6 protein-coding genes are annotated in these 5,960 nt (G+C 70.8%); 4 read left to right on the top strand and 2 right to left on the bottom strand.

Annotated elements, in window-relative coordinates:
- Positions 1-293 precede the first annotated feature (293 nt).
- On the top strand, positions 294-1,316 hold the full coding sequence (locus tag EEJ42_RS35375; RefSeq protein ID WP_123106307.1) for an adenosine deaminase: 1,023 nt from the start codon (positions 294-296) through the stop codon (positions 1,314-1,316).
- Complete coding sequence (locus EEJ42_RS35370) at positions 1,313-2,002, top strand: glycerophosphodiester phosphodiesterase (RefSeq protein ID WP_123106306.1); 690 nt, start codon at positions 1,313-1,315, stop codon at positions 2,000-2,002. Before EEJ42_RS35375 ends, EEJ42_RS35370 begins: the two co-directional genes overlap by 4 nt.
- A 16-nt stretch (positions 2,003-2,018) precedes the next feature.
- Here the strand turns inward: EEJ42_RS35370 and EEJ42_RS35365 are convergent, their stop codons facing one another.
- Complete coding sequence (locus tag EEJ42_RS35365) at positions 2,019-3,470, bottom strand: gamma-aminobutyraldehyde dehydrogenase (protein WP_123106305.1); 1,452 nt, start codon at positions 3,468-3,470, stop codon at positions 2,019-2,021.
- A gap of 177 nt (positions 3,471-3,647) precedes the next feature.
- On the opposite strand from EEJ42_RS35365, the gene EEJ42_RS35360 reads away from it, so the two are divergent.
- Together EEJ42_RS35360 and EEJ42_RS35355 are read left to right on the top strand one after the other, a co-directional pair.
- On the top strand, positions 3,648-4,121 hold the full coding sequence (locus EEJ42_RS35360) for an Lrp/AsnC family transcriptional regulator (RefSeq protein WP_123106308.1): 474 nt from the start codon (positions 3,648-3,650) through the stop codon (positions 4,119-4,121).
- Between the two features lie 2 nt (positions 4,122-4,123).
- Positions 4,124-5,485: an aspartate aminotransferase family protein gene (locus EEJ42_RS35355; protein ID WP_123106304.1), complete on the top strand. Its 1,362-nt coding sequence runs from the start codon at positions 4,124-4,126 to the stop codon at positions 5,483-5,485.
- Positions 5,486-5,645: 160 nt separating this feature from the next.
- Here the strand turns inward: EEJ42_RS35355 and EEJ42_RS35350 are convergent.
- Positions 5,646-5,960, bottom strand: a 315-nt coding sequence (locus tag EEJ42_RS35350; protein ID WP_148082141.1) for a helix-turn-helix domain-containing protein, incomplete at its 5' end; no start/stop codon positions are given.

Raw genomic sequence — 5,960 nt, 5'->3', positions numbered from 1 at the left:
GGCGGCGGGGGCGGGGCGGGCGGCCCCGTGGGCAGCGAGGTGAGCGTCTGCTGCTCGGCCACCGAGGGCCGGGACGGTGGCTTGTCCAGGGGTGCGCCCGGGGCCGGCGGGGCCCAGGGGTCGTGGTCGCGCGGCTCCGGCTGCCGCGGTTGTTCGTGCTGGTCGGGCTGGTCAGCCATGTATCTCCCCCACAGCGATGTCCGCCCATGCTACGGGCTGGCAACACCGCCCCGTGCCCCCGCATCTACGATGACCGGAGCCCGCCGCCGGCGGCCGTCACCCGGAGGTTCTCGTTGACCGATCTCACCGCCTTCATCGCCGGACTGCCCAAGGCGGAGCTGCACGTCCACCACGTCGGCTCGGCGTCCCCGCGCATCGTGGCCGAGCTGGCGGCGCGCCATCCGGACTCCAAGGTGCCGACCGATCCGGAGGCGCTGGCGGACTACTTCGTCTTCCGTGACTTCGCCCACTTCATCGACGTCTACCTCTCGGTGGTGGACCTGATCCGCGACGCCGAGGACGTGCGGCTGCTCACCTACGAGATCGCCCGCGACATGGCCCGGCAGAACATCCGCTACGCCGAACTGACCGTCACCCCCTACAGCTCGACCCGGCGCGGCATTCCGGACGCGGCATTCACCGAGGCGATCGAGGACGCCCGCAAGGCGGCCGAGGCCGAGTTCGGCACCGTGCTGCGCTGGTGCTTCGACATCCCCGGCGAGGCCGGGCTGCAATCCGCCGAGGAGACCGCCCGCATCGCCTGCGACCTGCGCCCCGAGGGGCTGGTCTCGTTCGGCCTCGGGGGGCCCGAGATCGGCGTGCCGCGCCCGCAGTTCAAGCCGTACTTCGACCGTGCCATCGCCGCCGGGCTGCACAGCGTTCCGCACGCGGGCGAGACCACCGGGCCGCAGACGATCTGGGACGCCCTGACCGAGCTGCGCGCCGAGCGGATCGGCCATGGCACCAGCGCCGTCCAGGACCCGAAGCTGCTCGCCCATCTCGCGGAGCACCGCATTCCGCTGGAGGTCTGCCCGACCTCCAACATCGCCACCCGCGCGGTCGCCACCTTGGATGAGCACCCCATCAAGCAGATGGTCGAGGCCGGGGTACTGGTCACCATCAACAGCGACGACCCGCCGATGTTCGGCACCGACCTCAACACCGAGTACACGGTCGCCGCCCGGCTGCTCGGACTGGACGCGGCGGGTGTCGCGGCCCTCGCGAAGAACGCCGTCGAGGCGTCCTTCCTGGACGCGCCGGGCAAGGCGCGGCTGACCGCGGAGATCGACGCCTACACGACGATAGCGGCCCGATGACGGCGGCGGGCGCGGCCTTCCTCCCGGTCGGCCACCGCGGCGACCCGTACACCCACCGCGAGAACACCCTGGCGTCCATCAGCTCGGCGATACGCGCCGGGGCGGGCGCCGTGGAGGTCGACGTCCGGCTGACCCGCGACGGCGTCCCGGTCCTCCTCCATGACGCGACCCTCAAGCGACTGTGGGGCCATGACCGGCCCCTGTCCGCGCTGACCGCCGAGGAGGTGCGGCGGCTGTCCGGCGGGGGCATACCCACGCTGCGCGACGCACTCGCCGCGACCGGACGGACCCGGCTGCTGATCGACCTGCCCGACGCGTCGGCCGCCCTCGCGGCCGTCGCCGAGGTGCGCGAGGCCGGAGCCGCGGACCGGGTGTACTACTGCGGCGAGCTGTCCGCGCTGCGCCGGGTGCGCCGCGCGGAGCCCGGCGCGGAGATCTCCCTGACCTGGACCACCCTCGCGCCGCCCCGGCCCACCCTGCTGGCCGATCTGCGGCCCCGCTGGATCAACTACCGCTTCGGCCTGGTCTCCCCCGGCCTCGTCGAACGCGCCCACGCCGACGGCCTGCTGGTCTCCGCCTGGACCGCCGACACCCGCCACTCGATGGCGCGGCTGCTGCGCGCGGGTGCCGACGCGATCACCACCAATCGCATCGGCACCCTCTGCGCCCTGCTCAGCCGCCGCTGACCGGCCCCACGCGGGGTCAGCCCAGCGACGTCATCACGTGCTTGATGCGGGTGTAGTCCTCGAAGCCGTACGCCGACAGGTCCTTGCCGTAACCGGACTTCTTGAATCCGCCGTGCGGCATCTCGGCGACCAGCGGGATGTGGGTGTTGATCCAGACGCAGCCGAAGTCCAGCGCCTTGGACATCCGCATCGCGCGGCCGTGGTCCTTGGTCCACACCGACGAGGCGAGCGCGTACTCCACGCCGTTGGCGTAACTGACCGCCTGGGCCTCGTCGGAGAACGACTGGACGGTGATGACCGGGCCGAAGACCTCGTGCTGGACGATCTCGTCGTCCTGCTTGAGCCCGGAGACCACGGTGGGCGCGTAGAAGTAGCCCTTCTCGCCCACCCGGTGGCCGCCCGCCTCGACCTTGGCGTGCGCGGGCAGCCGCTCGATGAAGCCGCTGACCTTGGCCAGCTGGTTGGCGTTGTTGAGCGGGCCGAACAGCACGTCCTCGTCGTCCGGGGCACCGGTCTTGGTGTCCGCCGCGGCCTTGGCCAGGGCGGTCACGAACTCGTCGTGGATCGACTCGTGGACGAGCACCCGGGTGGCCGCCGTACAGTCCTGGCCCGCGTTGAAGAAGCCCGCGACCGAGATGTCCTCGACGGCCTTGGCGATGTCGCTGTCCTCGAAGACCACGACCGGCGCCTTGCCGCCCAGCTCCAGATGGACCCGCTTGAGGTCCTTCGACGCGCTCTCCGCGACCTGCATACCGGCCCGCACCGAGCCGGTGATGGACGCCATGGCGGGCACGTCGTGCTCGACCATCAGCCGCCCGGTGTCCCGGTCGCCGCAGATGACGTTGAACACGCCCTGCGGATGACCCAGTTCCGCCAGCACCCCGCCGATGATCTCGGCGAAGAGCACGGTGGAGGCCGGGGTGGTGTCGGAGGGCTTGATGACGACCGTGTTGCCCGCCGCCAGCGCCGGCGCGAACTTCCACACGGCCATCATCATCGGGTAGTTCCACGGCGCGACCTGCGCGCACACCCCGATCGGCTCGCGCCGGATGATCGAGGTCAGCCCCTCCATGTACTCACCGGCCGAGCGGCCCTCCAGCATCCGGGCCGCGCCCGCGAAGAACCGGATCTGGTCGATCATCGGCGGCATTTCCTCGTCCCGCGTGAGCCCGATCGGCTTGCCGGTGTTCTCCGACTCGACCGCGATCAGCTCCTCCGCCCGCGCCTCGAAGGCGTCGGCGATCTTCAGCAGTGCCTTCTGCCGCTCGCCGGGCACCAGGTCCCGCCAGGCGGGGAACGCGGCCGCGGCCGCGTTCATCGCCGCGTCCACGTCCGCCGCTCCCGACAGCGGCGCCGTGGCGTACACCTCGCCCGTGGCCGGGTTGACCACCTCCGTGGTGCGCCCGTCCGCGGCGTCCCGGAACTCACCGTCGATGTAGTTGCGCAAACGACGCAGCTCGGTGGTCACGTGCCACCCCTCCTGTCTGCTGTCCGATGGGTGAGACACCACCCTAATCGCGAGGACGACGCTTTCAACATACCCGCCACACCAGAACAACGGAATCAGTGATTTTTACTCACCCACACAACGGAATTCATCGGTCGAGGGTTGCCAGACAGTCGAGGCTCGTGCACAGTGTGGGCCGTGGCCACACCTGACAAGAACGGCACGCCGTCGATCGACTCCGTATCCCTGGCGATCATCGAACAGCTCCAGGAGGACGGGCGGCGCCCCTACGCCGCCATCGGCAAGGCCGTGGGCCTGTCCGAGGCGGCCGTGCGGCAGCGCGTACAGAAGCTGCTCGACCAGGGCGTGATGCAGATCGTCGCCGTCACCGACCCCCTCACCGTGGGGTTCCGGCGCCAGGCGATGGTCGGGATCGACGTCGACGGCGATCTCGACCCGGTCGCGGACGCGCTGACCGCCATGGACGAGGTCGAGTACGTGGTCGTCACCGCGGGCTCCTTCGACCTCCTCATCGAGGTCGTCTGCGAGGACGACGACCATCTCCTTGAAACGATCAACAAGCGGATCCGGACGCTGCCCGGCGTGCGCTCCACCGAGAGCTTCGTCTACCTCAAGCTCCGGAAGCAGACCTACACCTGGGGAACGAGATAGCCATGAGCGCGGACCTCTCCAAGACGGCGTACGACCACCTGTGGATGCACTTCACCCGCATGTCGTCGTACGAGAACGCCCCCGTGCCGACGATCGTGCGCGGCGAGGGCACGTACATCTACGACGACAAGGGCAAGCGCTACATCGACGGCCTCGCCGGGCTCTTCGTGGTGCAGGCCGGCCACGGGCGCGTGGAACTCGCGGAGACCGCGTACAAGCAGGCGCAGGAGCTGGCCTTCTTCCCGGTGTGGAGCTACGCCCACCCCAAGGCCGTCGAACTGGCCGAACGACTGGCCGGATACGCGCCCGGCGACCTCAACAAGGTCTTCTTCACCACCGGCGGCGGCGAGGCGGTCGAGACCGCCTGGAAGCTCGCCAAGCAGTACTTCAAGCTCACCGGCAAGCCCACCAAGCACAAGGTCATATCCCGGGCCGTCGCCTACCACGGCACGCCCCAGGGCGCCCTGTCGATCACCGGCCTGCCCGGGCTGAAGGCCCCCTTCGAGCCGCTGGTCCCCGGCGCGCACAAGGTGCCCAACACCAACATCTACCGGGCGCCGATCCACGGCGACGACCCCGAGGCCTACGGCCGCTGGTGCGCCGACCAGATCGAGCAGCAGATCCTCTTCGAGGGCCCGGACACCGTCGCCGCGGTCTTCCTGGAGCCCGTGCAGAACGCGGGCGGCTGCTTCCCGCCGCCGCCCGGGTACTTCCGGCGGGTGCGCGAGATCTGCGACCAGTACGACGTCCTGCTCGTCTCCGACGAGGTCATCTGCGCGTTCGGGCGGCTGGGCACGATGTTCGCGTGCGACAAGTTCGGCTACGTCCCGGACATGATCACCTGCGCGAAGGGCATGACCTCCGGCTACTCCCCGATCGGTGCGTGCCTCGTCTCCGACCGGCTCGCCGAACCCTTCTACCGGGACGGCAACACCTTCCTGCACGGCTACACCTTCGGCGGCCACCCGGTCTCGGCGGCGGTGGCCCTCGCCAACCTCGACATCTTCGAGCGCGAGGGGCTCAACCAGCATGTGCTGGACACCGAGGCGGCGTTCCGCTCCACCCTGGAGCGGCTGCACGACCTGCCGATCGTCGGCGACGTCCGGGGGAACGGCTTCTTCTACGGCATCGAGCTGGTCAAGGACAAGGCCACGAAGGAGTCCTTCGACGCCGACGAGACCGAGCGCATCCTGTACGGCTTCCTCTCCAAGGCCCTGTACGACAACGGGCTCTACTGCCGTGCAGACGACCGCGGCGACCCGGTCGTCCAGCTGGCCCCGCCGCTGATCGCGGACCAGGGGCTGTTCGACGAGATCGAGCAGGTGCTGAGGGGCGTGCTCACGGAGGCGTGGACGAAGCTCTGAGCTCCCCCACCCCGCCCCTCCCCGACCCCAGGGGCTCCGCCCCTGGACCCCACAGAGCCGGGGCCATGGCCAGGGGGCGCGCCGACGGCCCGGGCCGCGGGCTTGCCCCCTGGCCGTGCCCTGCGGGGCCGGGGGGATGGCTCGGTGGGCGTGGGGCGTGTCAGCCCCACTTGAGGGCGAACCACAGTTCCATCCGCACGTCCGCGTCGCCCAGGTCCGCCTCCAGCAGGGCCGCGGCGCGGGCGATGCGCTGGCGGACCGTGTTGCGGTGGATGTCCAGCGCCACCGCCGTACGGTCCCAACTGCCGTGCAGCGACAGCCACATCCGCAGCGTCTCGCGCAGGGCGGGCGCACCGTCCAGCGGCGCGAGCCGGGCGCGGCCCAGCGTCTCGGCCTCGGCCGGGTCGACCAGTGAGGCGACCCCGCCCCGCGACGGCGCGTGCCGCACCAGGGGCAGCCGCTCCGCGACCGCCCG

Source organism: Streptomyces botrytidirepellens, from assembly GCF_003721215.1.
Taxonomy (GTDB): domain Bacteria; phylum Actinomycetota; class Actinomycetes; order Streptomycetales; family Streptomycetaceae; genus Streptomyces; species Streptomyces himastatinicus.
This window is presented reverse-complemented; position numbering and strand designations above follow the sequence as displayed.